Origin of the sequence: Novosphingobium resinovorum (genome assembly GCF_027922145.1) — a bacterium.
Taxonomy (GTDB): Bacteria; Pseudomonadota; Alphaproteobacteria; order Sphingomonadales; family Sphingomonadaceae; genus Novosphingobium; species Novosphingobium resinovorum.
In genome coordinates, this window is the sequence record NZ_BSFC01000007.1 from 91,097 (window position 1) to 115,849 (window position 24,753).

Here is a 24,753-nt window from a genome sequence, read left to right on the forward strand (position 1 = left end):
GAGGGGAGCGAGACTTGCGAAGCTGCAGGCTGAGTTAGTCGCAGCGGGGTGGGCATCGCGCTCCACCTTCGCTAGCTATGGACCATGCGCCGCCTGTTCATCTTCGGTCTCGGCTATACGGCCGGTTTCATCGCCTCGCTGTTCGAAGTGCAGGGCTGGGAAGTGGTCTCGACCGGCAGCGAGGGCACCCTTGCCTTCGACGACGAGGGCAGTGTGCGCCTTGCTCTGGCGGATGCTGATCACGTGCTCTCCTCGGTCCCGCCGGGACGTGAGGGGCGGGGCGAGCCGCTGGACTTCGTGCTCGAGCGCTATGGCGATGCGCTAAGGGGAAAGGCGCTGTCGTACTTGTCCTCCACCGGCGTCTACGGCGACACCGGCGGCGCGTGGGTGGACGAGAGCGCGCCTGTCGGCACCGGCCGCCGCACGGCGCGGGCCGAAGCCGATGCGGCATGGCTGGCGCTGGGCGCGCGGGTCTATCGCCTTCCGGGGATCTACGGCCCCGGCCGCTCGATACTGGAACGGCTGGCGCTGGGCCGCGCGCATCGGATCGACATGCCCGATCAGGTGTTCAGCCGCGTCCATGTCAAGGACATCGCGAGCGGGGTGCTGGCCGGGATCGGCGCTCAACCGGGCGCCTACAACCTCGCCGACGACCTGCCCTGCGCGCAGAACCTGCTGGTGGAGGAAGCCTGCCGCCTTACCGGGACGCCGCTGCCGCCGCTGCAATCGCTGGAGGAGGCTGAGCTGTCGCCCATGGCGCGGGCGTTCTACGCGGAGAACCGGCGCGTCGCGAACGGTAGGGCAAAGCGCGTGCTCGGCTGGCGGCCGCGCTACCCCACTTATGTCGAGGGCCTAGCCGCGCTTGCGCGCCGCCAGCGCGATCACTAGCCCCGCCAGCGCCAGCACCGCGCCGCCGACCGCAAGGCCGGTCCAGCGATAGCCTTCGAACAGGGTCGAGAGTCCCATCGCCACCACCGGCACCGCAACGCCGTTGTAGGCCGCGCGCCCGGGGCCGAGTTCGCGGATCAGCATGAAGTAGAGCGGGAAAGTCACCACCGATCCGGCGATCGCCAGGTAGGCGATCCCGGCGAGGTATTCCCAGCGCGTCTCCATCACCGGCGCGCCGACGGTGGCGAGGCTCCAGCAGGCGTCGATCGCGGCGCCCAGCAGCATCGCCCATGCCAGCATCGGCACCATCGGCTGCGCGCGGCCGACGCTCGTGCCCTGCAGGATGTTGGCGGTGGAGGCGCTGAGGATGCCCGCGCAAGTCATCAGCACGCCGAGCGCGACGCGGCCCTCGGGCGGGGCGCTGCGGTATTCGTGGACCATCAGAAGCGCGATGCCCGCGATCGCCACCAGCGAGCCCGCGACGAAGCCCGGCGTCACCTTCTGGCCGAGGAATATCCGCGCCAGCACCGCATTGGGCAGCATCAGCAGCGCATAGCAGACGGCGACCAGCCCCGAGGTCAGGTGGATCTCAGCTTGGTAGACGAACTGGAAGTTGCACACGAACTGGCTCAGCCCGACCAGCAGCGCCAGCCCCATCCCCTGCCGCGAAAGGCGCAGACTGTCGCGCCGCAGCAGCGCGAGCGCCAGCATTCCCGCGCCCGCCAGCGCGAAGCGGTACGTGATCGACCATGTCGGCGGCACCGATCCGACCTGATCCTTGATCACCAGCCAGGTCGAGCCCCAGATCGCCGTGACGACGAGGAAGGCGAAGATCACCTTGCCTCGGGAAGCGGGCTCCTGCGCCTCGGTCACAGCCCGGCCAATGCCCTGGCGAGGGCGGAGACATGCGCGTCCTTCGCATCCCACGACGTCACCAGCCGCGCGGCATCGGCGCCCCAGTCGTAGAAGGCGAAGCCTTGCGCACGCAGCGCCTCGCGCTCGGCGGCGGTGCAGGTGAGGAAGATCTCGTTGGCCTCTACCGGATGGAGCAGGCGGCCCGGCGCGGCAGCGGCGATTTCGGCGGCGGCGGCATTGGCGGCGCGCGCGTTGCCCAGCCACAAGTCGCCCTCCAGCATCGCGAGGATCTGCGCGGCCATGAAGCGGCCCTTGGACTGCAGGTGCCCGGCGCGCTTGCGGCGGTAGCGGATCGTGCGCGCGGCCTCGACGTCGAAGAAGACGATGGCCTCCGCGCCCATGCCGCCGTTCTTGACGAAGCCGAAGCTCAGCGCATCGACCGCGCCTGCGGCCTCGGCGGGAGAGCAGCCCAGATACGCCGTCGCATTGGCGAAACGCGCGCCGTCCATGTGCAGGCCAAGGCCGCGCGCCTGCGCGAAAGCGGCGATCGCGGCGACTTCCTCGGGACGGTAGACGCAGCCGTACTCGCTCGCCTGCGTGATCGAGATCGCATGGGGCTGGACCTGATGGACGTCGTCGCGGATCGGATCGATCACGGCGGCGAGGGTTTCAGGCGTGACCTTGGCGCTGGCCCCGTCCGCCAGCAGCAGCTTGGCGCCGTGAAGGAAGAAGCCCGGCGCGCCCGCCTCGTCCATCTCGATATGCGCCTCGCGGTGGCAGACGACGGCGCCGTGCGGCGACGTCATGGCGGCGAGGGCAAGGCAGTTGGCGGCGGTCCCGCTCGCCACCCACAGCACCGCGCACTCGCGCCCGAACAGCGCCGAGAACGTGGCGTCGAGGCGCTGGCTCAGCGCGTCGTTGTCATAGGGCGCGTCGGGCGCATCGGCGGCCATCATCGCCTTCCAGACGGCGGGATGGACGGCGGCGGCATTGTCGGACGTGAACTGCATGGCCATATGCCCTGTGAGCGCGCGCACGCCCCGTCAAGCGCGCAACGAGGAGAACCGCCCCATGGTCGGCGTCACCATTACCAAGCACGAGTTCGGCTCGGCCGGAGAGTACCACGCCCACGTCGCGGACAGCGAGCATATCGGCCGCCTGACATGGACCGAACGCGGCCTGGTGCGCTCTGCCGACCACACACTGGTCCCCGAGGCGATCGGCGGGCGCGGCGTCGCGATGCGGCTGGTCGAGGCGATGGTCGCCGATGCACGCGAGAACCACTTCAAGATCGAGCCGGCATGCAGCTACGTCGCGGTGGCGTTCAAGCGGCATCCGGAATGGGCGGACGTGAAGGCGTGAGGGCGCTGGGGTCGGCCCTGGCCCACTCCCCTCGTCATTAGTCCCACTCCCCTCGTTCGTCATTGCGAGCGTAGCGAAGCAATCCAGGGCAATTCAGCGCCGCCTTGGATTGCTTCGCTACGCTCGCAATGACGAACGAGGGGGAGGTTGCTTACCCTCCCCACCCATCCGCCAGGAACCGCGTCGCCAGCTCGGCGAGGAAGGCCGCGCCGCGCGGCATCACGCTTTCGTCGACCATCATGCGCGTCGAATGGATGCCGCAGCACTGGCGCCAATCCGCGCCCTCGTGGCTGACGCCGAGGAAGAACATCGCGCCGGGCACTTTCTCCAGCACGTAGGCGAAGTCCTCCGCTCCCATGATCGGGTCGGCGAGGCGCAGGAACGCCGCCTCGCCCAGCAGGTCGCGGGCGACGGCCTCGCCGAAATCGACGGCGCCATGGTCGCACAGGGTCACCGGGAAGCCCTCGATCACCTCGACCTCGGCCTTGAGCCCGTGCGCGCCCGCGATCCCGGCGGCGAGCAGCGGCAGTTCGTCCTTCAGCCGCGCGCGGTTGGCGGCGGAAAGCGTGCGCATGGTGCCGGTCATGGTCGCGGTGTCGGGGATGACGTTGTGCGCGGTGCCCGCTTCGATCTTCGAGATCGTGACGACGACGGGATCGAACACGCTAAACCGGCGCGCCACCATGGTCTGGATGGCGCCGACGATCTCGCAGGCGATCGGCACCGGGTCCATCGTATCGTGCGGCATCGAGGCATGGCCGCCGCGCCCGGTCACGGTGATCCTGAGCTGGTCCGCCGCCGCCAGCAGAGCGCCCGCGCGCCCGCCGATCAGGCCGTGGGGCGCATTGGGCATGACGTGGAGCGCAAAGGCCGCGTCAGGCAGCGGCCGGTCGAAGCCCTCACCGCCGAGCAGGCCGTCCTCCAGCATGAAGCGCGCGCCGTGGTAACCTTCCTCGCCGGGCTGGAACATGAAGCGGACCTCGCCCGCCAGCCGGTCGGCCTGCGCGCAGAGCAACTGCGCGGCCCCGGCAAGCATGGCGACGTGGGTGTCGTGGCCGCAGGCGTGCATGACGCCGGGTATGATGGAGGCGAAGTCCAGCCCGGTTTCCTCGGGCATCGGCAGCGCGTCCATGTCGCCGCGCAGCAGCACCGAGCGGCCCTTTCCCGCGCCGCCCCTGAGCGTCGCGACGAGGCCGGTGGTGGACGGCCCTTCCGCCCATTCGAGGGGCAGGTGCGCCAGCGCCTCGCGGATCTTGTCGCGCGTCTTCGGGGTGTGGAGGCCGATTTCGGGCTCGGCGTGGATCGCACGGCGCAAGGCGACGATGCTGTCGGAAAGGGCGGCGGCTTCGGCAACGAGAGTCATACCGCGCATGATACGCGCGGACGCTTCGCTGTCGAGCCGGGGTTACTCCTCCGGCCCGACCTCGACGTCATCGGGCAGGCCCACCATGATCTTGCCCGCATCGACCTGACGCAGCGTATGCCACGCCATCACGCCCATGGCGACGTAGGAGGTCGCCCCCGCCAGCGCCACGGCCCAGGCCGCGCCGCTCGGGCCGATGGGGATGAACTGCCACAGGCCCACGCCCAGCGCCGCCAGCGCGATCAGGCGCGCGACGAGCGACTGGCGCGCCTTGCCGGTCGAGTGCAGCACCGGCTCGAACGCCACGCTGGCAAGGTCGAAGCTGGCGGCCACGGCCAGCGGGATGAGGATCGAGGCGCCGCTTTCGAAGGCATCGCCGCCGATCATCGCCAGCAGCTGTTCGCCGAGGAAATACGCGACCGCCACCACGGCAAGGCCCGCACCGCCCGCGATCAGGCTGGTCTGGAGCGCCAGCTTGCGGAATTCCTCGGCCTTGGAGGCGACGCGGACGCGGGCCACTTCGGCATAGACCGAGCGGGTCAGCAGCGTGGAGAGCTTGCTCAGCGCCTGCGACAGCTGCGAGGCGAGGCGATAGAGGCCCGCCGCCTTGGTGCCGACCCAGCCGCCGACGACCAGCAGCGGGCCGTTCTTCATGGCCGCATCGATGGCCGAGCCCATGTAGGTAACGAAGAAGAACTGGGTGACGCCCGGGTTCTCCCGGATCGCGCGGCGCAGCTGGAAGAGGTAGGAAATCCGCACCGCCTGCGGGCTGAGGCGGCGGGCCATGGTCCAGTAGAGGATGGCCTCGAGAATATCGATTGCGGCCCAGGCCGCCAGGAACCGGCCAACGGTCGGCCCGGTGAACCAGATGATCAGCGCGGCGACGAGGCGCCCGCTCGGCACGATCGCCTCCACATAGACGGCCATGTCGAACCGGTTGAGCGCGCGCACGATCCCGGTCGGGGCCGAAACCAGCGCCCAGAGCGAGCCCACGCAATACCAGAACGCGATATGGATGAAGCTGGGGTTGAGTTCGAGCAGATGCGCAAAGCCGAAGATCAGGATCGCCGCCAGCCCGCAGCCGAGAATCGCACCGACCGCATCGATCACCCCGCACAGCATGCCGAGGCGGCCGAACTTCTCCCAGTCCTTCGCGTGGACGTGCTCCGACCCGTAGCGCACGACGACTCGCCAGGTCTGGAAGCCTGCGAGCGAGGTCAGCGCCTGCGCGGTGCCGAAGATCAGCGAGAAGTGGCCGAAATCCTTGAGGCCGAGGGTGCGCGTCTGGATGGCGAGGTACGCCAGCCCGCAAATCGCGCCGAAGCCCTTGCCGCCGAGCAGCCAGGCGGTGTTCTGGAGTATCCGCCCTAGCGGAGATGCACTCTCCTGGCGGTAGCGTTTGGCGGACATTGGCTCGCATTTGGACGAGGGGGCTGTCAGTTGCAAGGGTGGGCTCGCTCTTCTTGTACGTATGGCCGGCTCGGGTCGCCCCGCCAGAGCTTTCCCTTTCGCAGTGCAGTCGCTAGATGGCCCCTTCCCCCAAGCAGACTGAATGACACATGATCGAACACGCAATCCTCCTCAGCGCCGGCCAGGGCTCGCGCCTGCTCCCTCTCACGGCCGAGCGTCCCAAGTGCCTGATCGACTTCTCCGGCCGCTCGCTGATCGAGTGGCAGATCGAGATGCTGGCGCGCGGCGGGGTCAAGCGGATCGATGTGGTCACCGGCTTCATGACCGACATGCTGGAGGATCACCTCAATTCCATCCGCGACCCGCGCGTGGAAATCACGGTGCGATTCAATCCCTTCTTCAAGGTGGCCGACAACCTCGGTTCATGCTGGATCGCGCGCGAGGCGATGCGCGGTGACTTTATGATCCTCAACGGCGACACGCTGGTGTCGGAAGAGATCGTGCGCACGGTCCAGCAGGGCGCGGCCGGTCCCGACGGCAAGCCCTGGCCGATCACCGTGACGGTGGACGTCAAGGCGGACGGCTACGACAGCGACGACATGAAGGTGGAACGCAGCCCCGAAGGCCGCCTGATCCACATCGGCAAGACGCTGACGGCGGCGCAGTCCAATTCCGAATCGATCGGCTTCCTCGCATTCCGGGGCGAAGGCGCGGACTTGTTCCGCGAGACCGTGCGCCAGGCGATGCGCACGCCCGAGGGCGTCCAGCACTGGTATCTCAAGGTCATCGATTCGATCGCGCCCACCGGCAAGGTCGGCACGGTTTCGATCGAGGGGCTGGACTGGGCCGAGGTGGACTTCCTCAACGACATCGAGATCGCGACGAAGCTGACCGATACGTGGTGAGGTAAGGGGGAAGCCCACCCCTGCCCCCTCCCGCACGCGGGAGGGGATGAGAGCCCATCGTTTCGCCCTCCCGCGTGCGGGAGGGCCGGAAGGCTTGAGAGCGAAGCGATCTAGCCGGACGGGGTGGGCATCAGCCCTCGAAAAACCCCTTCAACCACGTCACCAGCGCATCGAGGTCCGCGCCTTCCAGCGCCACCGCATGGCCGAGGTCCGGCACCTTGGGCCAGCCGCAGTCGACGAACTCACGCCCCTGCCACTCGCGCGCGCCTTCGTAGCGGGGGATGACGTGGAAGTGGACATGCGGGTCCACCATCATCAGCATCAGGTAGTTGAGCTTGGCATAGCCGACCGCCTTACCCAGCCCCGCCTCGACGGCGCCGGTCGCGCGCTTCAGTTCGGCATGCGCCTCGGCCGGAAGGTCGCCGAAGGCGGTGACATCGCTCTTCGCCGCCAGCACCAGCGAGCCGAGGGTCGGCTGCGCCGGGCGGGCCAGCACGACCCAGTGGTCGAACTCCGCCACCAGCGTCGCGGGCCAGCCGAACTTCTCGATTGTAGCGTTCACAGGCGTCGCGTTCATGATCTTCAGCCTTCCGCCAGCCAGGAGGTGATCGTGCCACCGCGCGCCCGCACGATCCATGCCTGAACCAGCCGCACGGCGTGGATCAGGCACGACAGGGCCGTCCACCAGGCCACCGCGATCAGGCCGAGGTCGGGCCGCGAGAACACCATCGCCACGAAGAGGATCACCATGTTCGGATTGCGGCGCGCCGTGATCAGGCGGAACTTGCTGTCGAACGGCCGCCACACGTGGATGTGCATCAGCCCGTTCTGGCGCATGAAGGCGCCCTCGATCAGCCGCTGCACCAAGTAGCCGCCCTGGATCGCGCCCTGCACCCACCAGAAAGTCGTGGGATCATAGGCAAGGCCCCAGGCGCCGAGACCGGTTGCCCAGAACCACCACCAGAACGGCGGATGGACGAGGTCCATGCCGTGGTCGAACACATTGCCCCACGCCGAGGAGGTGATCGTGCAGCGCGCCAGCTTGCCGTCCACGGTGTCGAGCACCATGAACACGAGGCCCAGCGCCATGCCCAGCCAGTAATGCCCGTAAGCGAAGAGCACCGTCGCGACCACGCAGAACACCGCGCCCACCGTGGTGACCATGTTCGGCGTCACGCCCAGCTTCGCGCAGATGCGGGTGAGCACCAGCGCCCACTCCGGCCACAGGTACTTGGTCAGCACGTCGGTCACGCCCTTGTAGGCGCCGAAATAACTGGCCCGCTCGATCTGGCGCAACGTCGCGGACGTCAGGGCCATGAGGAACGGCGTCTCGCGCTTGCGAAGCTGCTTGTTCTCAATGGTCGGGCCGTCTTCGTAGGCGACGACGTCGAACCCGGTCGAATCAGCCAACGAAACGCCTGCCGCCATCGCCTCGGCGACTCGCGCCGTCTGATGTGCATTTGCAGCATGGGCAAGCGCCGGAACACCGCCCAGAGTCAGCACCATGCCCGGCCGCCCGGTGATGTTTCCGAACCACGCCGGATCCCACGCGAAAGCCGCGTTGGAGAGGACAGCCGCACCTTCGGGCACCGCATCGACCGGTTCGAGACCGGCGGCGCGGGCGATCCGGCCGACCCGCACGGACGGGCTCAGACCCCATAGCTTGACGGGATTTTCGCCGATCGTGACCACCGGCAGCACTTGCGTATTCTGGACCATGGACCGCCACGTAGTGCCTTGCGCACCGGGTGACAATCGCGGCTGCCCCGGTTCGGCCACAAGCGTGTCGATACGGTAACAAGCGCCATTAAACTGTAACTCAAATGTGTCAGAGCATATTTCTGGGTGATTTTCCGGGCCGGTGACACTACATGGTGCGCCGTGCACGGAAGCATTCACACCTTCGAGACGCTGCCGATCTTCGGCGAGCTTGGTCGCCGCGATGGCGCGCGCACGGTGCGCCCCGTCCGCCGTGGCCGTGCGGTTCCGCTGGTCGGCATCGTCCGCAATCCCCGTAGCCATCGCAACAAGGGCATCAAGCCCGAGATGGCCGATTGCTCCAATATCCTGACGCAGACCCCCTCCACGCGCGAGGAACTGCACTATACGCTGGCGGAGTTCGCACGGCGCGGGATCGATTACCTCGTGGTCGACGGCGGCGACGGCACCGTGCGTGACGTGCTCTCGGCCGGCGCGGACATCTTCGGAAACGACTGGCCCACCTTCATCGTGCTGCCCAAAGGCAAGACCAACGCGCTGGCGGTCGATCTTGGCCTGCCGGGCAAGTGGTCGCTGGCCGAAGCACTGGCTTCCGCCCATCGTGGCCGCACGATCTCGCGCAGCCCGCTGCGGATTTCGCCCGCTGACGGCTCCGCGCGCTGCGTGCAGGGTTTCATCCTGGGCACCGGCGCTTTTTCGCTCGCGACCGAGGCCGGGCAGGAAGCGCACCGCCGCGGCCTGTTCAACAGCTTCGCGGTCGGCCTCACCATTCTGTGGGGCGTGCTGCAGACCCTGTTCGGCGGCGCCCGCAACGCCTGGCGCGCCTGCACTCCGACCCGCATCGTCGATCGCCGCACCGGCGAGCACCTGCCTTACATGGGCAAGGGCAGTGCCGACGAGCGCTACCTGACGATCGCCACCACCTTCGAGCGCTTCCCGCTCGGCGCAAAGCCTTTCGGGCGCAATCCGGCGCCGGGACTCAAGCTGGCAGTGATGGACTGGCCGATCCGTTGGCTGGTGGCGCTGCTGCCCGCGATGATGTTCGGCCTGAACCTCAAGCTGTTCGCCCGCAAGGGCGCGCACCGCGTGAGCGCCAGCGAAGTCGACATGGACATTGGCGGCACCTTCATCCTCGACGGTGAGGCTTTCCCGGCCGGTCGCTACGTGCTCGAGGAAGGGCCGCAGATCAACTTCGTCGTCCCCTGACGCCTGACGGCCGGGTTCCAACTGGCACCTTGTAATTGCGGCTGGCCTGTCCGATTGACGCGGCAATGATCGCGCATTCCCCTCTCGATGACCGCATCGCCTCTGCCCTGACGCGCGAGGTCGTGCCCGAAGTGCGCGCTTTTGCCGGGAAACTGGCCCAGGCGGCGGATGCGCTGGGCGTGCTGTTCTACGGATCGAACCTGCGCACCGGATCGCTGGAGGGCGTGCTGGACTTCTACGTCCTGCTGCCGGGCGCTCAGGTCGAGCGGATCTGGCCGCGCGTGAGCTATCACGAATGGACGCACGACGGTGTTCCGTTACGCGCCAAGGTCGCGACGATGGCGCTGGAGACCTTCCGCGCTGCCGCCGCCGGAGAGCGCGTCGATACCACCATCTGGGCACGCTTCGTGCAGCCGAGCGCTCTCGCCTGGCAGCGCGACGCGGCCGCCGGAGCCGCGATCGCGCAGGCCGTCGCAGGCGCCGCCCGCACGGCGGCGCGCCTCGCCGTAGCGCTGGGGCCTGACGCGGGAGCGCCCGAGGACTACTGGCGCGCCCTGTTCCGCGCGACTTACGCCGCAGAATTCCGTGTCGAGAAGGCGGGCCGCGAGGATTCGATCCTCGCCGCCAACCGCGCGCATTTCGACGGACTGCTGCCGCTCGCGCTGGACGGTGCCGGGATCGCCTTCACGCAGGACGGCGACCGCCTGCACCCCACCCTCCCCGCGAACGAACGGACGCGCATCCTCTCTTGGTGGGCACGGCGGCGGCGGCTGGGCAAGCCCTACAATGTCCTGCGCCTGCTCAAGGCATCGACGACGTTCGAAGGCGCGGCCCGCTACGCCGCCTGGAAGATCGAGCGCCACACCGGCGTCCCCGTGAAGATCACCCCCTGGCGCGAGCGTCACCCGATCCTCGCCGCCCCCGGCGTTCTCTGGCAGGTCTGGCGCGGCAAACGGGAGAAGACCGCATGAACGCCCTGATCCTCGCCGGATCGCGCCCCGGCGCGCCCGACCCCGTCGCCGAGGCCGAAGGCGTCGCGCACAAGTCGCTGGTCGAGATAGCGGGCAAGCCGATGCTCGCCCACGTCGTCGTCGCACTGCGCGAGGCCGGGATCGCACGGATCGCCGTTTCCGCCAGCGATCCGCACGTGCGCGATCTCGCCGCGGAACTCGGCTGCGAGGTGCTCGCCACAGGCACGGGTCCCAGCGCGAGCGTCGCTATCGGGCTGGATACGCTCGGCGCACCATTGCTGGTCACCACCAGCGACCATGCGCTGCTGAAGCCCGAGTGGGTCCGAGATTTCCTCGCCGACACGCCGGCGGGCAGCGACGTCGCCATCCTCCTGGCCCGGCGCGAGACGATCGAGGCCGCCATGCCCGGCAGCCGCCGGACATATCTGCGCTTCGCCGACGGCCACTGGTCGGGCTGCAACCTGTTTCTGCTGGCGAGCCCTCGCGCGGGTCTGGCGATCGATACCTGGAAGATGGTCGAGGCCGACCGCAAGCGCCCCTGGCGCATCGCGGCCCGGTTGGGCGTGGGGATGCTGCTCGGCTACGCGCTCGGCCGCCTGACGCTCGCCGACGCGATTGGTCGGCTGGGCCGCAAGATCGGCGTCACCGCCAGCCTCGTCGCCGCGAGGGACGGGCTTGCAGCGGTGGACGTGGACAAGCCCTCGGACCTTGTCGATGCGCGGGCGATAATGGGTGGGCGCGCCGGGGCTTGGACAACCTGAGCCCGTCGAAGCCCCGGGGGCGGCGCCCTCACATATACTTCATCTGTATCCGGATCGACTTCACGCCCTCGCCCACCGGCACGCCGACTTTGGTGTAGCTGGGCTTGCCGAGGTTGAAGATGGTGATCGCCGGGTTGTTCGACATCGCCCCGCCATCCGTGCGGATATCCGTCTCACCATTGCCGTTGACGTCATGCCGCACCGCAACGCCGTAAGTGCCGGAAGCGGGCAGCGGCACGCAAAACGTCATGGAGCCGGCCCGCGCCGGAACCTCGATACGCGAGAGCCACTTGCCCTTGACCAGCCATTCGGCCGAAGTCGCCCGGTAGGACTGGACGCGCAGGTTGCCCGAGGAGGACTTGATGCCGTCCACGGTGACCATCATCGCCGGCCCCTTGTCGGACTGGCAGCGGCGCATCTCGTTGGGAATTTCATTGCGGTATTGGGCCAGCGCCGGAACCGGCGCGGCGAGACCGGCCACCGCGGCAAGTGCGATGACAGGCGCGGCGGCGGTGCTGGTACGGCGAAGCAAGGCGTTGATCCTGATCATCTCTTTCCCGTCTACTGGGTTTGCGGCAAACTGGCAGCCTGAAACCCTCCAATGCCGCCCAAGTGCCCGAAAAGCGGTGAACCCGCACTGAACTTTCTGTTTCACCGCCCGCAAGGCCCGGCCGGGCGCAAACGCCGTGTCGCCTGCCTTGCTACAAGATGGCGTGTGGAAAACGCACCCCCATACGCTTGTCGCCCCAAGATGTAGTGGCGTATCGCTGGGAAAAGGAGCGTTCGTTTCCCGCCATGACAATTCCGCTGATTTCCCCTTCGATCCTGTCCGCCGACTTCGCCCGGCTCGGAGAGGAAGTGCGCGCCATCGACGAGGCAGGCTGCGACTGGATCCACGTCGACGTCATGGACGGCCACTTCGTCCCCAACATCACCATCGGCCCGGCCGTGGTGAAGGCCCTGCGCCCGCATAGCGCCAAGCCCTTCGACGTCCATCTGATGATCTCTCCGGTCGACGCCTATCTCGAAGCCTTCGCGGACGCGGGCGCGGACTACATCACCGTCCACCCTGAGGCCGGGCCGCACGTCCACCGCACGGTGCAGACGATCCACAACCTCGGCAAGAAGGCGGGCATCTCGCTGAACCCGGCGACCCCGGCCAAGATGCTGGACTACCTGATCGACGACATCGACCTCGTCCTGATCATGAGCGTCAACCCCGGCTTCGGCGGCCAGAGCTTCATCTCCAGCCAGCTTCGCAAGATCGAGGCCGTACGCAAGATGATCGATAAGTCCGGCCGCGACATCCGTCTCGAAGTCGACGGCGGCGTCGATGCCAAGACGGCGCCGCTGTGCGTCTCGGCCGGTGCCGACGTGCTGGTGGCGGGCTCCGCGACCTTCAAGGGCGGGCCGTCGCAGTACGCGGCGAACATCAAGACCCTCAAGGGCCTCGAATAAGGCATGGGCGCCGACACCCGCTTCAGCCCGGCGGCATGGAACCCGGACAACGCCCGGGCGCTTCCCCTGTCGCGTGAGACTGAGGAGGGTGTCGTGACCGGAATTGCTGACAACCGCGCGCCCGCTCCGGCCGAAACGCCCCACATCGAACCCGGCCGCGCACTGGCGCTGGTCGATTTCTCGCCGCCGTCCGTGGGCGTTGGCGAGCGGCTGATCCGCATGGCCTATCGCATGGGCGTGCCCGGCGCGATGCTGTCCGGGCCGATGGGCAAGAAGGCGCGCACCCGCCTGCTGGCGACCGTCAACAACACCCTGCCCGGCAGCCGCGCGGCAGGCACCGCGATCCGGGCCGGGCACTTCCTCGTCCACGGCGCCAAGACGCCGATCGCGCAAGTCGACTTCGCCGGTGCCGCGCGGGTCACTCCGCCGCTGGAGAAGGTCGTTCACTCCTTCTCGTGGCTCACCGACCTCGAAGCCTGCGCCGCGCGCGAACAGGCTGCGCCGGTGGCAGAGCGCGTGCTCATGGCCTGGCTTCAGGCCAACCCCAAGCCCCCCACAAAGCCGGGCAAAGGCCCGGCGTGGAGCGTGGGCAACACCGGCGCGCGCCTTGCCAACTGGCTGGCCCATGCCCCGCTGATCCTCTCGGGCGAGAAGGCGCTGCGCATCCGCACGCTGGCACACATCGCCGCGACCGCGCGCTGGCTCGATCGCCACGTCACCAATGCCGAGGACGGTCTTGCCGAAGTGGCGGGCTGGGTTGGCATCGTTGCCGCGGGACTGCTGCTGCCCGACGGCCGCCCCCGCCGCCTTTATGGCGAGGCCGGGCTGATCAAAGCGCTCGGCGAACTGATGGGCGACGACGGCGGCGTCCTGTCGCGCAGCCCGCTCGCGCAGATGGAGGCGATCGCACTGCTGGTGCGGCTGCGCGGCTGCTATCACGCCACCCGCCGCGACGCCCCGCCCGCCGTTGAGCGCGTGGTCGAACTGCTGGTGCCGCCGCTGCTGGCGCTGACGCACGGCGACGGCGGCCTCGGTTCCTGGCAGGGCGGCTGGGCCGTCGACGGCGCGGACGTCGAGGCGCTGATCCAGGCCAGCGGCGTGCGCACCCGCCCCCTACGCGACGTGCGCCAATGGGGCTACCAGCGTGTCTCCGCGCACAAGTCGATCCTGCAGTTCGACACCGCGCCGCCGCCGATGCCCGCGCAGGCCCGCTTTGGCTGCGCCTCGACGCTCGCCTTCGAGTTCTCGCACGGGATGCACCGCATCGTCGTCAACTGCGGCGGCGCGGCGAGTGGTGGCGGGCTGGTTCCGGTGCGGCTTGAGCAAGGCCTGCGCGCGACGGCGGCGCATTCGACGCTGACCCTCGATGATGCGAATTCCACGGCCGTGTTGATCAACGGCATGATCGGATCAGGCGTCACCGAAGTGGCGGTTGATCGCAAGACCCTGCCGCAGGAAACCGGCTCCAACGCCACCCGGCTGGAGGCCAGCCACAACGGCTACGCCACCCGCTATGGCCTGACCCACCAGCGCATCCTGCTGCTGCGCGACGACGGCAGCGAACTGCGCGGCGAAGACCTGCTGCTTCCGGCGGGCAAGAAGGGCAAGCGCGGCAAGGTCGGCTTCGCGGTGCGCTTCCACCTCGGCCCGGAGGTGGACGTCAACCTCACCGCCGACGGCAAGGGCGCCGGGCTCTCGCTGCCCGACGGCAGCTACTGGCAGTTCCGCTCCGCAACCGACGAGGGCGAGATGACGGTCGAGGATTCGCTGTGGGTCGATGGTCAGGGCCGCCCGCAGGCGACGCAGCAGATCGTCGTGCAGGGCATGGTCTCGCGCGGCGGCGGGACTTTCGGGTGGATCATCAAGAAGATGAATTGATGGTAACCGCGCCTTGAAGCCCCCGATGGGCCGTGTATATTGGCATTGTTGTTTCTGGTTTGATGAAAATCACCTTCGAACAAAGAAAGGCGCGCCATGCCAGTGGCGCGCCTTTCGCCGTTTGGGGGACAGGTGCCAGCCCATCCCCCGCCCGTCATCACTTGTTGCGGCTCATCTCCACGATCTTGAGAACAAGCGTCGTGAAGGCCAGGCACGCCATGATGATCAGGATTGTTGTTTCTACTTTGATTTCAATCACCCCCCTCTGCAGCCAGAATTCGGGTTTCCACGCGCTGCTCCAGCGGCTTAGCCGAAAACGGCGGGCGGCAGCGGTTAACGCTCCTTCACCGCCCCGCCCAACCCGCGCCCCGGAAAGCGGCCTCGCCCTTGCCCCCGTGGCCCTGCCGTCCTAAGGGCGCGCGCAAAGAGCCACTCGCCAGGGAAGCCCGCCTCATGACCGATTCCGTCCAGATCCGCCGCGCCTTGTTGTCCGTGTCCGACAAGACCGGCCTTGCCGAACTGGGCAAGGTGCTCAGCGACCGGGGCGTTGAACTGGTCTCGACCGGCGGCACTGCCAAGGCGCTGCGCGATGCGGGCCTGACGGTGAAGGACATCTCCGACATCACCGGCTTCCCCGAGATGATGGACGGCCGCGTCAAGACGCTGCACCCGATGGTCCACGGTGGGCTCCTCGCCGTACGTGACAACCCCGAGCACGCCGCCGCCATGGCCGAACACGCCATCGGCGCGATCGACCTCGTCGTCGTCAACCTCTACCCCTTCGAGGCGACCGTGGCCAAGGGTGCGAGCCGCGACGAGATCATCGAGAACATCGACATCGGCGGCCCCTCGATGGTGCGCTCGGCGGCCAAGAATCACGCCTTCGTCACCATCGTCACCGACCCCAAGGACTACGAAGGCCTGATGGTCGAGCTGGAAGCGACCGATGGCTGCACCACGCTGGGCTTCCGCAAGCTGATGGCCGCGCGCGCCTACGCGCAGACCGCTGCCTACGATTCGATGATCAGCCAGTGGTTCGCCTTCGCCGACCAGGGCCTTGAATTCCCCGAGATGCTGAGCGTCAACGGCCGCCTCTCGACCACCCTGCGCTACGGCGAGAACCCGCACCAGAAGGCCGCGCTCTACACGCCGGTCGGCCCCTTCACCAAGGGTCTGGCGCAGGCCGAGCAGGTGCAGGGCAAGGAACTGTCCTACAACAACTACAACGACGCCGACGCCGCGCTCGAACTCGCCGCAGAGTTCCGGGGCCAGAAGCCCGCCGTCGTCATCGTCAAGCACGCCAACCCCTGCGGCGTGGCCCAGGGCGATACGCTGCTGGGTGCCTGGGAAGGCGCGCTGGCCTGTGACGACGTCTCGGCCTTCGGCGGCATCGTCGCCGTCAACCAGACGCTCGACGGCGCGACCGCCGAGGCGATCTGCCAGATCTTCACCGAAGTCGTCGTCGCCCCCGACGCCGACGAGGAAGCCCGCGCCTTCTTCGCAAAGAAGAAGAACCTGCGCCTGCTGCTGACCGGCGACCTGCCCGATCCGCGCCGCGCTGGCCTGACCGTGCGCCAGATCACCGGCGGCCTGCTGGTACAGGGCCGCGACAACGGCGCGATCGGCTTCGACGATCTCAAGGTCGTCACCAAGCGCGCGCCGACCGACCGGGAACTGGCCGACTGCCTGTTCGCGTGGACCGTGGCCCGCCACGTCAAGTCGAACGCGATCGTCTACGCCAAGGACGGCGTCACCGCCGGGATCGGCGCGGGCCAGATGAACCGCCGCGATTCCTCGCGCATCGCCGCTATGAAGGCCGCCGAAGCCGCCGAGAAGTTCGGCTGGGCGCAGGCACGCACCGTCGGTTCAGCAGTTGCATCCGACGCCTTCTTCCCCTTCGCTGACGGCCTGCTCGCTGCTGCCGAGGCGGGTGCGACGGCGGTGATCCAGCCGGGCGGCTCGATCCGCGACGACGAGGTCATAGCCGCTGCCGACGAGGCCGGTCTCGCAATGGTCTTTACGAACATGCGCCATTTCAAGCACTAAGGGTAACCCAGTAACCCGGCAGGAGACGCAGCGACGATGACGGTAACCGGACTCGGCCCCCTCGTCGTCGTCGGCTTCCTCGCCGGACTTACTCTTGCAGCGGTGCTGCTGCGGCTTGGTCGCCTGAATTCTCCGCTGAGTGCGCTGGGAGCCGCCGCCCTGCCCTTCGGTTGCGCCGCATTGCCGGTGCTGGTGCTGGTGGCGATCTCCGTGGCCGCAGCTTACTCACGCTGAGGGCAAACGTTCCGGGCGTTCATCGCGTGCGATCAACCGTTCGTCGACAAATGCACTTGTAAACGGTTCCGTTCACTGGACGGCAACCCATTTGCGGCCAAAGGGGCACCACATATTTCCCGGATCGGCATCACGCTGTTCCTCTAAGAGACAATTCGAAAGCAGACGTCATGGGTATCTTCAAGGCCGACTTCTACCGCTACTTCGCCTTCGGCTTCGCCGGTGGCGCGCTGCTGGTGCTCGGCGCGATGGGTATCGGCCACGTCTCGCCGCTCTCGAACGATCTCGTGCCGCCTGCGCAGGCCGCCCAGGCCCAGTAAGCTTACACCGTAAGCCCGCACTGATTGCACAAGTCCGCGACAGGCCCCATATGGGCGCCATGTCCGGCAACCATCATCACCACGAACATTCCGGCGACAGCCTTGTATCGGCCGCCCGCAACGCCCTCGTCGAAGCGGGCGAGCAGTGGACCGAGATGCGCGCCGACGTCTTCGGCGCCCTCGCCGAGCGGGAACGCCCCGCCTCCGCCTACGATCTTGCCGAGAGCGTATCCGCCCTGCGCGGCAAGCGCGTGGCGCCCAACAGCGTCTACCGCATCCTCGACCTGTTCGTGCGCACCAACCTCGCCCGCCGGGTCGAGAGCGCCAATGCCTATGTCGCCAACAGCCACCCGGGTTGCCAGCACGACTGCATCTTCCTGATCTGCGACAGCTGCGGCCAGGCCGTCCACATCGACGACGACAAGCTGACCGGCGCCCTCATCGCCGCCGCCAAGGGCGCGGGCTTCGCCGACGTTCGCCCGGTCGTGGAACTGCGCGGCATCTGCGCGCAGTGTAGCTGAACCCAATCCTCGTCATTGCGAGCGTAGCGAAGCAATCCAGGGCGGTTTCATGCTGCCCTGGATTGCTTCGCTATGCTCGCAATGACGGAGGGGAGAAAATCGCTCAGCCCGTCTGCGTCAGGCTGAGCAGGTTGCCGTCGGGATCGCGGAACCACGCGGCTTTCATCCCGCCGTCCACCGACGTCCAGAGCCCACCGACGTCCTGATTCTCCTCATCGAACACGAGGAACTCAACCCCCTTCGCACGCAATTGCGCCATCGTCGTGTCGATATCGGGGATCGACCAGCCGAGCACGGTATACTCGTGCGATTCCCATTCCCGATTCGAGGTCAGCCGCAGGATCGCCCCGCCGCCCATGTCGTAGATCGTCGCGTACTCGTCCAGCGACAGTTCCGGCAGTTCCAGCACATCGCCATAGAACGCTTCGGCCCGCGCGCGGTCGGTCGTAGAGATGAACGTAATCGCGCGTGCCTCAGGAACGATCGCCATTGTATCCCCTTTCATTCCAATCGCCTGCTCTTGACGCAGATTAACAGTCACGGTCAATCGACACGCAAGTCTCAAAGGTGTAAGGGGCCGACAAATGAACGCCAATCCGGCCACTCCTTTGCTCGACACGGTTTCGACTCCCGATGACCTGCGCAGGCTGAAGCCTGCGCAACTGCGCCAGCTTGCCGACGAACTGCGGACCGAGATGATCTCGGCCGTGGGTCAGACCGGCGGCCACCTCGGCTCCGGCCTCGGCGTGGTCGAACTGACGGTAGCGATCCACTACGTCTTCGACACGCCCGTCGATCGCCTGATCTGGGACGTCGGCCACCAGGCCTACCCGCACAAGATCCTGACCGGCCGCCGCGACCGTATCCGCACCCTGCGCCAGGGCGGCGGCCTTTCGGGCTTCACCAAGCGGTCCGAAAGCGAATACGACCCCTTCGGCACCGCCCACAGCTCCACCTCGATCTCGGCCGCACTCGGCTTTGCCATGGGCAGCAAGATCAAGGGCCAGCCCGGCCGCGGCATCGCCGTGATCGGCGACGGCGCGATGAGCGCAGGGATGGCCTACGAGGCGATGAACAATGCGCGCGAGGCCGGAAACCGCCTCGTCGTCATCCTCAACGACAACGACATGTCGATCGCCCCGCCGGTCGGCGGCCTCTCGGCCTATCTCGCGCGTCTCGTATCCTCGGGCCAGTTCCTGGGCCTGCGCGAACTCGCCCGCAAGTTCGCCCGCAAGCTGCCGCGCCCGCTGCACCTCGCCGCCAAGAAGACCGACGAATTCGCGCGCGGCATGGCCATGGGCGGCACTCTGTTCGAGGAACTGGGCTTCTATTACGTCGGCCCGATCGACGGCCACGACCTCGACGCCCTCGTCCCGGTACTGGAAAACGTGCGCGACGCCGGCGAAGGTCCGATCCTCGTCCACGTCGTCACGCAGAAGGGCAAGGGCTACGGCCCGGCCGAAAGCGCGGCGGACAAGTACCACGGCGTCCAGAAGTTCGACGTCATCACCGGCGAGCAGGCCAAGGCCCCCGCCGGTCCGCCCAGCTACACCGGCACGTTCGCCAAGGCCCTCGTCGCCGAAGCGGAAAAGGACGCCACGATCTGCGCGATCACTGCCGCGATGCCGTCGGGCACGGGCCTAGACAAGTTCGCGCAGATGTTCCCCGAACGCAGCTTCGACGTCGGTATCGCCGAACAGCACGCCGTCACGTTCGCGGCGGGCCTCGCCGCGCAGGGGATGCGCCCGTTCTGCGCGATCTACTCCACTTTCCTGCAGCGCGCCTTCGATCAGGTCGTGCACGACGTGGCGATCCAGAACCTGCCCGTGCGCTTCGCCATCGACCGCGCCGGGCTCGTCGGTGCGGACGGCGCCACCCACGCCGGCTCGTTCGACGTCACCTACCTCGCCACCCTGCCCAACATGGTGGTCATGGCCGCGGCCGACGAAGCCGAACTTGTCCACATGGTCCACACCGCCGCGCAATACGACGCAGGCCCCATCGCCTTCCGCTACCCGCGCGGCAACGGCACCGGCGCCGCCCTGCCCGAGACTCCCGAACTGCTGGAGATCGGCAAGGGCCGCGTGGTGCGTGAAGGTACCAAGGTCGCCCTCCTGTCGCTCGGCACCCGCCTCGGCGAAGCCCTCAAAGCCGCCGACCAGCTGGAGGCCAAGGGCCTGTCCACCACCGTGGCCGACCTTCGCTTTGCCAAGCCGCTCGACACCGACCTCATCCGCCGCCTGATGCTGTCCCACGAAGTCGTGGTGACCGTGGAGGAAGGCTCGATCGGCGGCCTCGGCGCCCACGTGCTGACGATGGCCAGCGACGAAGGCCTGACCGACGCCGGGCTGAAAATCCGCACCATGCGCCTGCCCGACACCTTCCAGGACCACGACAAGCCCGAGACGCAGTACGACGAAGCAGGGCTGAACGCACCGCAGATCGTCGATACGGTGCTGAAGGCGCTGCGGCACAACAGCGCAGGCATGAACGAGGCGCGGGCTTAACTCTCCTTCCGAAGGCAGGGCGATTTCGTTCTAGAAAAGAATATCCTGGGGCCATCGCCCCAGACTCCGGTGCTGTCGTCGTCGCGCGTGCAGATATGTCGCGCTTTACCGCCAGGCCACCGTCACACCAACCCTTCGTCATTGCGAGCGCAGCGAAGCAATCCAGGGCAGTTGAATGCCGCCCTGGATTGCTTCGCTGCGCTCGCAATGACGATTCAAGGTCAAGGCATCACTCTCGGCAGCATCGACGCTCAGCCGGCCTTCTTCGCTTTGTGTTCGGCCAGCAGCTTGTCGAGTTCGGCGATCCGCAGCCGTTCGGGCGTTCCCTTGGCAAGGCCCTTCAACCGGCATTCGGCCCACAGGCTCCTGCGCTCGGATTCCAGGGCCTTGAGATAGAGGTCAGCCATTCGTCTTCTTCCTTTTGCGGGCGTGCGTCGGGCCGGGGCGGCCCGTGGCGGCATTCTGTGAGCTTTCAGCGTCTTCGAGGACCAGCTTGCGCCACCGCTCCAGCCTTTCCGGCTCCAGCGTACCGTCCTTCAGCATCGCCTGCACCATGCAGCCGGGCTCCGCACCGTGGGTGCAGTTGGTGAAGCGGCATTCCAGCGTCAGCGCCGTGATGTCATCGAACACTTCGGCGATCCCGGTGGCGGCTTCGGGCAGGTGAAGCTCGCGCATGCCCGGCGTATCGACCAGCCAGCCGCCTCCAAGCGCCTCCGCGAAGGGGCCATCGAGACGGTGCAGCTGCCGGGAGGTCGTCGTATGCCGCCCCTTGCCGTCGATTTCGCGAACGGGCTGGGTGACGATGTCGGCCGATCCGCGCAGACCGTTGATCATCGTGGACTTGCCGACGCCGGAAGACCCGAGCAGCGCCACCGTATCGCCTTTGCCGCAATACCGGGCCAGCCGCGCGACGCTGTCGGGATCGCGGCCGTTGACCATCTCCACCTGCAGACCGGGCCGGAGCGCACGGGCCATCTCCAGATAGCGTTCCGGCGCATCGGCAAGATCGATCTTGGTAAGCACCACTACCGGCGTCACACCGACCTCCCCCGCCATGACGAGGTAACGTTCGAGCCGCGCCACATTGAAGTCCTGGTTGCACGAGGTCACGACGAACAGCGTATCGACGTTCGCCGCGATCAGCTGCACGCGGCGCTGGTCGGCCGGGGCCTGCCGCTGGAACAGGTTGATCCGGTCGAGGACGCGCACCGGCTCCATCTTCACGCGGTCGACGATCAGCCAGTCACCGGCAGTGGCGCGGTCCACCGGTCCGTCCGACGATGGCAGCGCGGAGGGGATCATGCCGCCCAGCCCGCTGCCGGCGATCTCGATCCAGCCGCGATGGACCGCCATGACCCGCACCGGGCACAGATCGCCGCCCCGTTCGTCAGCTGTCAGCTGGCTGCTGAAAGCCTCTCTCCAACCGAGATCTTCAAGGGTGAGATCGGACGATTCCATTGTTCGGTCGTGGACTTTCTTCGTGCGGCATAAGGGGGGAACCGTGCGCAGGCATACGGAACCGTGGAAGGAGGCCATGCAATGCCGCAGGGCGTCCCATCGATCGACCTCTAGAGCACAATGACATGTGTTTAAACCACCCCTTCGTCGCAATGCGAGCACAGTCGCCGCTGCGCGCACGACGTCGCCGGTAACGGGGGTGCAGGGGGCGATGGCCCCCTGCCTTAACCTGCTCAATTACCAGTCGTAAGCCTTGGGCAGATAAGTCTCATCCAGATCCTTGTACCGTTCGCGCAGCCGCGCCTGATGGCTCTCTGTCGGTTGCTTCACCCCGTCGATCCACACCGAGACCGGCGCGGAGGACAGTTCGAGCGGGTCGCCGTCCCACAGCACCACGTCGCCGACTGCGCCGGGGGCCAGCACCCCGGCTTTTCCGCCAAAGCCGCTGATCTCGGCCGGGATCGAGGTGATCGCCGCCAGTGCCTCGCCCCAGGTAAGGCCCGAGGCGCCGGGGATCTTCGTCAGGGCCACGAGGTTGCCGGCCTGCTCGGTGGCGTTGCGGGGCTGGTTGCCGCCTTCGAACAGGCCGATGGCGACCTTGACGCCCGCCTTCTTCATCCGCCCGACGTTGGACATGGTCGCCGCCAGCGCCTCGAAGGCAGAGGGCAGGTCGCGCATCGGCATCGTGATGACGGGCACCCGCGCCGCCGCGATCTCCGGCGCAACGAGCCAGCCTTCGGTGGCGCCGACGAGGACGAGGTCGAGTTTCGGGAACTCGGTCTTGAGCGCCATGACACCCCGGATATCGGAGGCGCGTTCGACGCCGACGTAGAGCGTCTGCGTGCCGTCGATGACTTTCGCCAGCGCGGCGGCGTCGGCGCGGGTGAGGAGGACGTCGCCCTGTCGCTGCGCACCGAGGGGAAGCGCGGCGACCTCGCGGGCTTCGCGCAGGGCATTGCGCAGCGCGGTGTGGGCGGCGACGCGGCTGCCGCCTGCGAGCTTCGCCCCGCTTTCACCCAGTTCGACATACTGGAACGCGCGTGGCTTCATGACGATCGCGGCGTCCTTGCCGAGGTCGATCACCGCGCCCTGCCCGGCAAAGATCGAGCTGCCGTTGAAAGGGGTCACGCTGGCTCGGGTGACGCCCCCTTCGCGGCTGACGGCGATGTGTTCGCTCGCGGGGTTGAGCGCGGTCGCGACGTCGAGCGCGGCGTTGAAGGGGGACTTGTCGGCCGAGGTGTCATTGCTGTCGTCGACCGCCTCGACGTCCCACAGGCCGAGGTCGGTGACGGCGGAGAACAGGCCCGGTGTGACCCACTTGCCCGTTCCGTCCACCACTTGGGTGCCGTTGAGTACCGTTGTGTCCCGTCCTACCGAAACGATCCTTCCAGCCCGGACGACGACGGTTGCGTGTTCGATCGGGGCGCTGCCGTCGCCGGTGGCGATGGTCGCGTTGGTGATGGTAACGTTCTGTGCGGAAACGGAAATCGGCGCTGCACCGAGCAGCGCGGCGAGGATCAGGCGCTTCATTTCACGTCTCCTTCGCCGGGCTGACCAAGCTCGAAATCGCTGACTGGCTTCCGCTTGGGATCATGGGCATCGTAGAGCAGCGCGCCGTCCGACCAGACCTTCTCCGGGCGCGAATAGACCGACAGCGGGTTGCCGTTCCAGAGCACCACGTCGGCCATCTTCCCGGCCTCCAGACTGCCGGTTTTCTCGCCGATTCCCATGGCTTTTGCGGCATTGTAGGTGAACCAGCCGACGACCTGCCCGTCGGGCACGTCCACCCCGATCCGCCTGCCTGCCGCCTGCGCGCGCGCCGCCGCCTGATTGAGCCGCTGGATGCCGTTCTCGTCGTCGGAATGGATCACCACGCAGGCCCCCTGCTTGGCCAAAAGTGCAGCGTTTTCAGGGATTCCGTCGTAGGCTTCCATCTTGAAGCCGTACCAGTCCGCCCAGATCGCGGCGCAAACGTCGTTGGCCTTGAGCAGGTCGCCGATCTTGTACGCCTCGACCGCGTGGTGGAAGGCGGTGACCTTGTAGCCCATCTCCTTGGCCATATCGAGGACCTGCGCCATCTCGTCGGCGCGATAGCAATGATTCTGAACGAGAATTTCGCCCTTCAGCACGCCTTCGAGAGTGTCCTTGCCAAGATCGCGCTCGGCATGGTCGCCGTCCATGTACTGCTTCGCATCGATCCACGCCTGCCGGTCGACCGAGAAATTCCCCATTCGAGTCATGGGCTTCTGGTTCCTGGCGCCATAGACCCGCTTGGGATTCTCGCCGCAGGCCATCTTCAGCGAATAGGGCGCCCCGGGGTACTTCATGCCCTGCACGGTGCGGCTGGGCACGTTCTTGAGCGTCACCGCCCGCCCGCCGATGAGGTTGCCGGAACCAGGGAGAATCTGCAGCGTGGTGACGCCGCCGTTGATCAGCGCCCGCGTGAAACCGGGGTCCTGCGGCCAGACCGAATGCTCGGCCCAGACGTCGGGAGTGGTCGGACTAGTCATCTCGTTGCCATCCGACAGCGCATCGACCGAAGGGCTGGGATAGACGCCGAGGTGCGAGTGGATGTCGATCACGCCGGGCGTCACGAACTTGCCGGAGCCGTCCACGCGATCGTAACCGGCCGGAATCGCTAGGTCCGCCGCCCCGACGGCGACGACTTTGCCGTTCTCGAACAGGACGGTGCCGTTGTCGATCCGCCCACCGCGCCCGTCATAGACCGTCGCGCCGACCAGCGCCGTCGGCCGGCCCGGATAGGGCTTGTAAGTCGAAGCATAGGGTGCTGGTCCGGACCTGGCGTCCTTGTCCTTCTTCTTCGCATCGGCGGCCTGCGTGGTCATCACGAGAGTGGCGCTCATGGCCAGGCCACACAGCAGACGCCGCTT

General features: G+C 67.4%; 26 protein-coding genes. 14 read left to right on the forward strand and 12 right to left on the reverse strand.

Translation table 11 applies throughout. From position 1 onward, the window contains the following. Positions 1–84 precede the first annotated feature (84 nt). Entirely contained in the window at positions 85–888 is an 804-nt protein-coding gene (locus PKE80_RS04135; protein ID WP_271181410.1) for a Rossmann-fold NAD(P)-binding domain-containing protein, read from the forward strand. Here the strand turns inward: PKE80_RS04135 and PKE80_RS04140 are convergent. Beyond that, positions 853–1,761, reverse strand: a complete 909-nt coding sequence (locus PKE80_RS04140) for a DMT family transporter (protein WP_271181411.1) — start codon at positions 1,759–1,761, stop codon at positions 853–855. The two genes, PKE80_RS04135 and PKE80_RS04140, sit on opposite strands and share 36 nt — an antisense overlap. Further along, positions 1,758–2,753 (reverse strand): threonine aldolase family protein, encoded by a 996-nt coding sequence (locus PKE80_RS04145; protein WP_271181412.1) that lies wholly within the window; start codon positions 2,751–2,753, stop codon positions 1,758–1,760. Before PKE80_RS04145 ends, PKE80_RS04140 begins: the two co-directional genes overlap by 4 nt. Before the next feature lie 61 nt (positions 2,754–2,814). Between PKE80_RS04145 and PKE80_RS04150 the strand changes: the two genes are divergently transcribed. After that, positions 2,815–3,105, forward strand: a complete 291-nt coding sequence (locus PKE80_RS04150) for a GNAT family N-acetyltransferase (protein WP_008829718.1) — start codon at positions 2,815–2,817, stop codon at positions 3,103–3,105. Between the two features lie 151 nt (positions 3,106–3,256). Here the strand turns inward: PKE80_RS04150 and PKE80_RS04155 are convergent, their stop codons facing one another. After that, positions 3,257–4,477 (reverse strand): M20 metallopeptidase family protein, encoded by a 1,221-nt coding sequence (locus tag PKE80_RS04155; RefSeq protein WP_271181413.1) that lies wholly within the window; start codon positions 4,475–4,477, stop codon positions 3,257–3,259. A 33-nt stretch (positions 4,478–4,510) separates the two neighbouring features. Then, positions 4,511–5,878 (reverse strand): lipopolysaccharide biosynthesis protein, encoded by a 1,368-nt coding sequence (locus PKE80_RS04160; protein WP_211149465.1) that lies wholly within the window; start codon positions 5,876–5,878, stop codon positions 4,511–4,513. Positions 5,879–6,027: 149 nt separating this feature from the next. On the opposite strand from PKE80_RS04160, the gene PKE80_RS04165 reads away from it, so the two are divergent. Beyond that, positions 6,028–6,783 (forward strand): phosphocholine cytidylyltransferase family protein, encoded by a 756-nt coding sequence (locus PKE80_RS04165; RefSeq protein ID WP_271181414.1) that lies wholly within the window; start codon positions 6,028–6,030, stop codon positions 6,781–6,783. Positions 6,784–6,913: 130 nt separating this feature from the next. Here PKE80_RS04165 and PKE80_RS04170 read toward each other — a convergent pair whose 3' ends face one another. Together PKE80_RS04170 and PKE80_RS04175 are read right to left on the reverse strand one after the other, a co-directional pair. Beyond that, positions 6,914–7,345: an HIT family protein gene (locus PKE80_RS04170; RefSeq protein ID WP_271181434.1), complete on the reverse strand. Its 432-nt coding sequence runs from the start codon at positions 7,343–7,345 to the stop codon at positions 6,914–6,916. 20 nt (positions 7,346–7,365) lie between these two features. After that, positions 7,366–8,502, reverse strand: coding sequence for a CDP-alcohol phosphatidyltransferase family protein (locus PKE80_RS04175; protein ID WP_271181415.1), 1,137 nt, complete (start codon positions 8,500–8,502; stop codon positions 7,366–7,368). A 162-nt stretch (positions 8,503–8,664) separates the two neighbouring features. Between PKE80_RS04175 and PKE80_RS04180 the strand changes: the two genes are divergently transcribed. The 3 genes from PKE80_RS04180 (at position 8,665) to PKE80_RS04190 (ending at position 11,440) form a co-directional block, all read left to right on the forward strand. After that, positions 8,665–9,708 carry a diacylglycerol kinase family protein gene (locus PKE80_RS04180; RefSeq protein WP_271181416.1) on the forward strand — a complete coding sequence of 348 codons (1,044 nt, stop codon included), beginning with the start codon at positions 8,665–8,667 and terminating at the stop codon, positions 9,706–9,708. A gap of 65 nt (positions 9,709–9,773) precedes the next feature. After that, complete coding sequence (locus tag PKE80_RS04185) at positions 9,774–10,679, forward strand: hypothetical protein (RefSeq protein ID WP_271181417.1); 906 nt, start codon at positions 9,774–9,776, stop codon at positions 10,677–10,679. Next, the gene (locus PKE80_RS04190; RefSeq protein WP_271181418.1) at positions 10,676–11,440 is read left to right on the forward strand and encodes a nucleotidyltransferase family protein; all 765 of its coding nucleotides are present in this window, start codon (positions 10,676–10,678) and stop codon (positions 11,438–11,440) included. Before PKE80_RS04185 ends, PKE80_RS04190 begins: the two co-directional genes overlap by 4 nt. A gap of 28 nt (positions 11,441–11,468) precedes the next feature. On the opposite strand, the gene PKE80_RS04195 is transcribed toward PKE80_RS04190, so the two are convergent. Continuing rightward, on the reverse strand, positions 11,469–11,990 hold the full coding sequence (locus PKE80_RS04195) for a DUF2141 domain-containing protein (RefSeq protein WP_271181419.1): 522 nt from the start codon (positions 11,988–11,990) through the stop codon (positions 11,469–11,471). Positions 11,991–12,235: 245 nt separating this feature from the next. On the opposite strand from PKE80_RS04195, the gene rpe reads away from it, so the two are divergent. From rpe to PKE80_RS04230, 7 genes are all read left to right on the forward strand, one after another. Then, entirely contained in the window at positions 12,236–12,898 is a 663-nt protein-coding gene (rpe, locus tag PKE80_RS04200; protein WP_036525820.1) for a ribulose-phosphate 3-epimerase, read from the forward strand. A 3-nt stretch (positions 12,899–12,901) separates the two neighbouring features. Next, on the forward strand, positions 12,902–14,776 hold the full coding sequence (locus PKE80_RS04205) for a heparinase II/III family protein (RefSeq protein WP_271181420.1): 1,875 nt from the start codon (positions 12,902–12,904) through the stop codon (positions 14,774–14,776). 32 nt (positions 14,777–14,808) lie between these two features. Next, entirely contained in the window at positions 14,809–15,189 is a 381-nt protein-coding gene (locus tag PKE80_RS04210; protein ID WP_271181421.1) for a hypothetical protein, read from the forward strand. Between the two features lie 40 nt (positions 15,190–15,229). Then, a complete protein-coding gene (gene purH, locus PKE80_RS04215; protein ID WP_271181422.1) occupies positions 15,230–16,822 on the forward strand; it encodes a bifunctional phosphoribosylaminoimidazolecarboxamide formyltransferase/IMP cyclohydrolase in 1,593 nt (530 codons plus the stop codon). A 36-nt stretch (positions 16,823–16,858) separates the two neighbouring features. Continuing rightward, positions 16,859–17,056: a hypothetical protein gene (locus PKE80_RS04220; protein ID WP_271181423.1), complete on the forward strand. Its 198-nt coding sequence runs from the start codon at positions 16,859–16,861 to the stop codon at positions 17,054–17,056. A gap of 170 nt (positions 17,057–17,226) precedes the next feature. After that, entirely contained in the window at positions 17,227–17,376 is a 150-nt protein-coding gene (locus PKE80_RS04225; RefSeq protein ID WP_271181424.1) for a hypothetical protein, read from the forward strand. A gap of 59 nt (positions 17,377–17,435) precedes the next feature. Further along, complete coding sequence (locus PKE80_RS04230; protein WP_036525896.1) at positions 17,436–17,897, forward strand: Fur family transcriptional regulator; 462 nt, start codon at positions 17,436–17,438, stop codon at positions 17,895–17,897. 103 nt (positions 17,898–18,000) lie between these two features. Here PKE80_RS04230 and PKE80_RS04235 read toward each other — a convergent pair whose 3' ends face one another. Next, on the reverse strand, positions 18,001–18,387 hold the full coding sequence (locus PKE80_RS04235; RefSeq protein WP_271181425.1) for a VOC family protein: 387 nt from the start codon (positions 18,385–18,387) through the stop codon (positions 18,001–18,003). 94 nt (positions 18,388–18,481) lie between these two features. Between PKE80_RS04235 and dxs the strand changes: the two genes are divergently transcribed. Beyond that, the gene (gene dxs / locus PKE80_RS04240) at positions 18,482–20,404 is read left to right on the forward strand and encodes a 1-deoxy-D-xylulose-5-phosphate synthase (protein ID WP_271181426.1); all 1,923 of its coding nucleotides are present in this window, start codon (positions 18,482–18,484) and stop codon (positions 20,402–20,404) included. Between the two features lie 251 nt (positions 20,405–20,655). On the opposite strand, the gene PKE80_RS04245 is transcribed toward dxs, so the two are convergent. The 4 genes from PKE80_RS04245 to PKE80_RS04260 all read right to left on the reverse strand — a co-directional run bounded on the left by PKE80_RS04245 (position 20,656) and on the right by PKE80_RS04260 (position 24,726). After that, on the reverse strand, positions 20,656–20,811 hold the full coding sequence (locus PKE80_RS04245; protein ID WP_172705113.1) for a hypothetical protein: 156 nt from the start codon (positions 20,809–20,811) through the stop codon (positions 20,656–20,658). Continuing rightward, positions 20,804–21,757, reverse strand: a complete 954-nt coding sequence (gene rsgA, locus PKE80_RS04250; RefSeq protein ID WP_271181427.1) for a ribosome small subunit-dependent GTPase A — start codon at positions 21,755–21,757, stop codon at positions 20,804–20,806. Before rsgA ends, PKE80_RS04245 begins: the two co-directional genes overlap by 8 nt. A 342-nt stretch (positions 21,758–22,099) precedes the next feature. Next, on the reverse strand, positions 22,100–23,392 hold the full coding sequence (locus PKE80_RS04255) for an amidohydrolase family protein (protein ID WP_271181428.1): 1,293 nt from the start codon (positions 23,390–23,392) through the stop codon (positions 22,100–22,102). Beyond that, positions 23,389–24,726, reverse strand: a complete 1,338-nt coding sequence (locus PKE80_RS04260; protein ID WP_370424962.1) for an amidohydrolase — start codon at positions 24,724–24,726, stop codon at positions 23,389–23,391. Before PKE80_RS04260 ends, PKE80_RS04255 begins: the two co-directional genes overlap by 4 nt. Positions 24,727–24,753: the final 27 nt, after the last annotated feature.

Excerpts from the sequence above, each read along its gene's own strand:
- PKE80_RS04155 (WP_271181413.1), bottom strand. The coding sequence starts at position 4,477 with ATGCGCGGTATGACTCTCGTTGCCGAAGCCGCCGCCCTTTCCGACAGC.
- PKE80_RS04220 (WP_271181423.1), top strand. The coding sequence starts at position 16,859 with ATGACGGTAACCGGACTCGGCCCCCTCGTCGTCGTCGGCTTCCTCGCC.
- PKE80_RS04225 (WP_271181424.1), top strand. The coding sequence starts at position 17,227 with ATGGGTATCTTCAAGGCCGACTTCTACCGCTACTTCGCCTTCGGCTTC.
- rpe (WP_036525820.1), top strand. The coding sequence starts at position 12,236 with ATGACAATTCCGCTGATTTCCCCTTCGATCCTGTCCGCCGACTTCGCC.
- PKE80_RS04205 (WP_271181420.1), top strand. The coding sequence starts at position 12,902 with ATGGGCGCCGACACCCGCTTCAGCCCGGCGGCATGGAACCCGGACAAC.
- PKE80_RS04175 (WP_271181415.1), bottom strand. The coding sequence starts at position 8,502 with ATGGTCCAGAATACGCAAGTGCTGCCGGTGGTCACGATCGGCGAAAAT.
- PKE80_RS04245 (WP_172705113.1), bottom strand. The coding sequence starts at position 20,811 with ATGGCTGACCTCTATCTCAAGGCCCTGGAATCCGAGCGCAGGAGCCTG.
- PKE80_RS04235 (WP_271181425.1), bottom strand. The coding sequence starts at position 18,387 with ATGGCGATCGTTCCTGAGGCACGCGCGATTACGTTCATCTCTACGACC.
- purH (WP_271181422.1), top strand. The coding sequence starts at position 15,230 with ATGACCGATTCCGTCCAGATCCGCCGCGCCTTGTTGTCCGTGTCCGAC.
- PKE80_RS04260 (WP_370424962.1), bottom strand. The coding sequence starts at position 24,726 with ATGAGCGCCACTCTCGTGATGACCACGCAGGCCGCCGATGCGAAGAAG.
- PKE80_RS04150 (WP_008829718.1), top strand. The coding sequence starts at position 2,815 with ATGGTCGGCGTCACCATTACCAAGCACGAGTTCGGCTCGGCCGGAGAG.
- PKE80_RS04135 (WP_271181410.1), top strand. The coding sequence starts at position 85 with ATGCGCCGCCTGTTCATCTTCGGTCTCGGCTATACGGCCGGTTTCATC.
- PKE80_RS04145 (WP_271181412.1), bottom strand. The coding sequence starts at position 2,753 with ATGCAGTTCACGTCCGACAATGCCGCCGCCGTCCATCCCGCCGTCTGG.
- PKE80_RS04160 (WP_211149465.1), bottom strand. The coding sequence starts at position 5,878 with ATGTCCGCCAAACGCTACCGCCAGGAGAGTGCATCTCCGCTAGGGCGG.
- PKE80_RS04190 (WP_271181418.1), top strand. The coding sequence starts at position 10,676 with ATGAACGCCCTGATCCTCGCCGGATCGCGCCCCGGCGCGCCCGACCCC.
- PKE80_RS04165 (WP_271181414.1), top strand. The coding sequence starts at position 6,028 with ATGATCGAACACGCAATCCTCCTCAGCGCCGGCCAGGGCTCGCGCCTG.
- rsgA (WP_271181427.1), bottom strand. The coding sequence starts at position 21,757 with ATGGCGGTCCATCGCGGCTGGATCGAGATCGCCGGCAGCGGGCTGGGC.
- dxs (WP_271181426.1), top strand. The coding sequence starts at position 18,482 with ATGAACGCCAATCCGGCCACTCCTTTGCTCGACACGGTTTCGACTCCC.
- PKE80_RS04185 (WP_271181417.1), top strand. The coding sequence starts at position 9,774 with ATGATCGCGCATTCCCCTCTCGATGACCGCATCGCCTCTGCCCTGACG.
- PKE80_RS04195 (WP_271181419.1), bottom strand. The coding sequence starts at position 11,990 with ATGATCAGGATCAACGCCTTGCTTCGCCGTACCAGCACCGCCGCCGCG.
- PKE80_RS04230 (WP_036525896.1), top strand. The coding sequence starts at position 17,436 with ATGTCCGGCAACCATCATCACCACGAACATTCCGGCGACAGCCTTGTA.
- PKE80_RS04255 (WP_271181428.1), bottom strand. The coding sequence starts at position 23,392 with ATGAAGCGCCTGATCCTCGCCGCGCTGCTCGGTGCAGCGCCGATTTCC.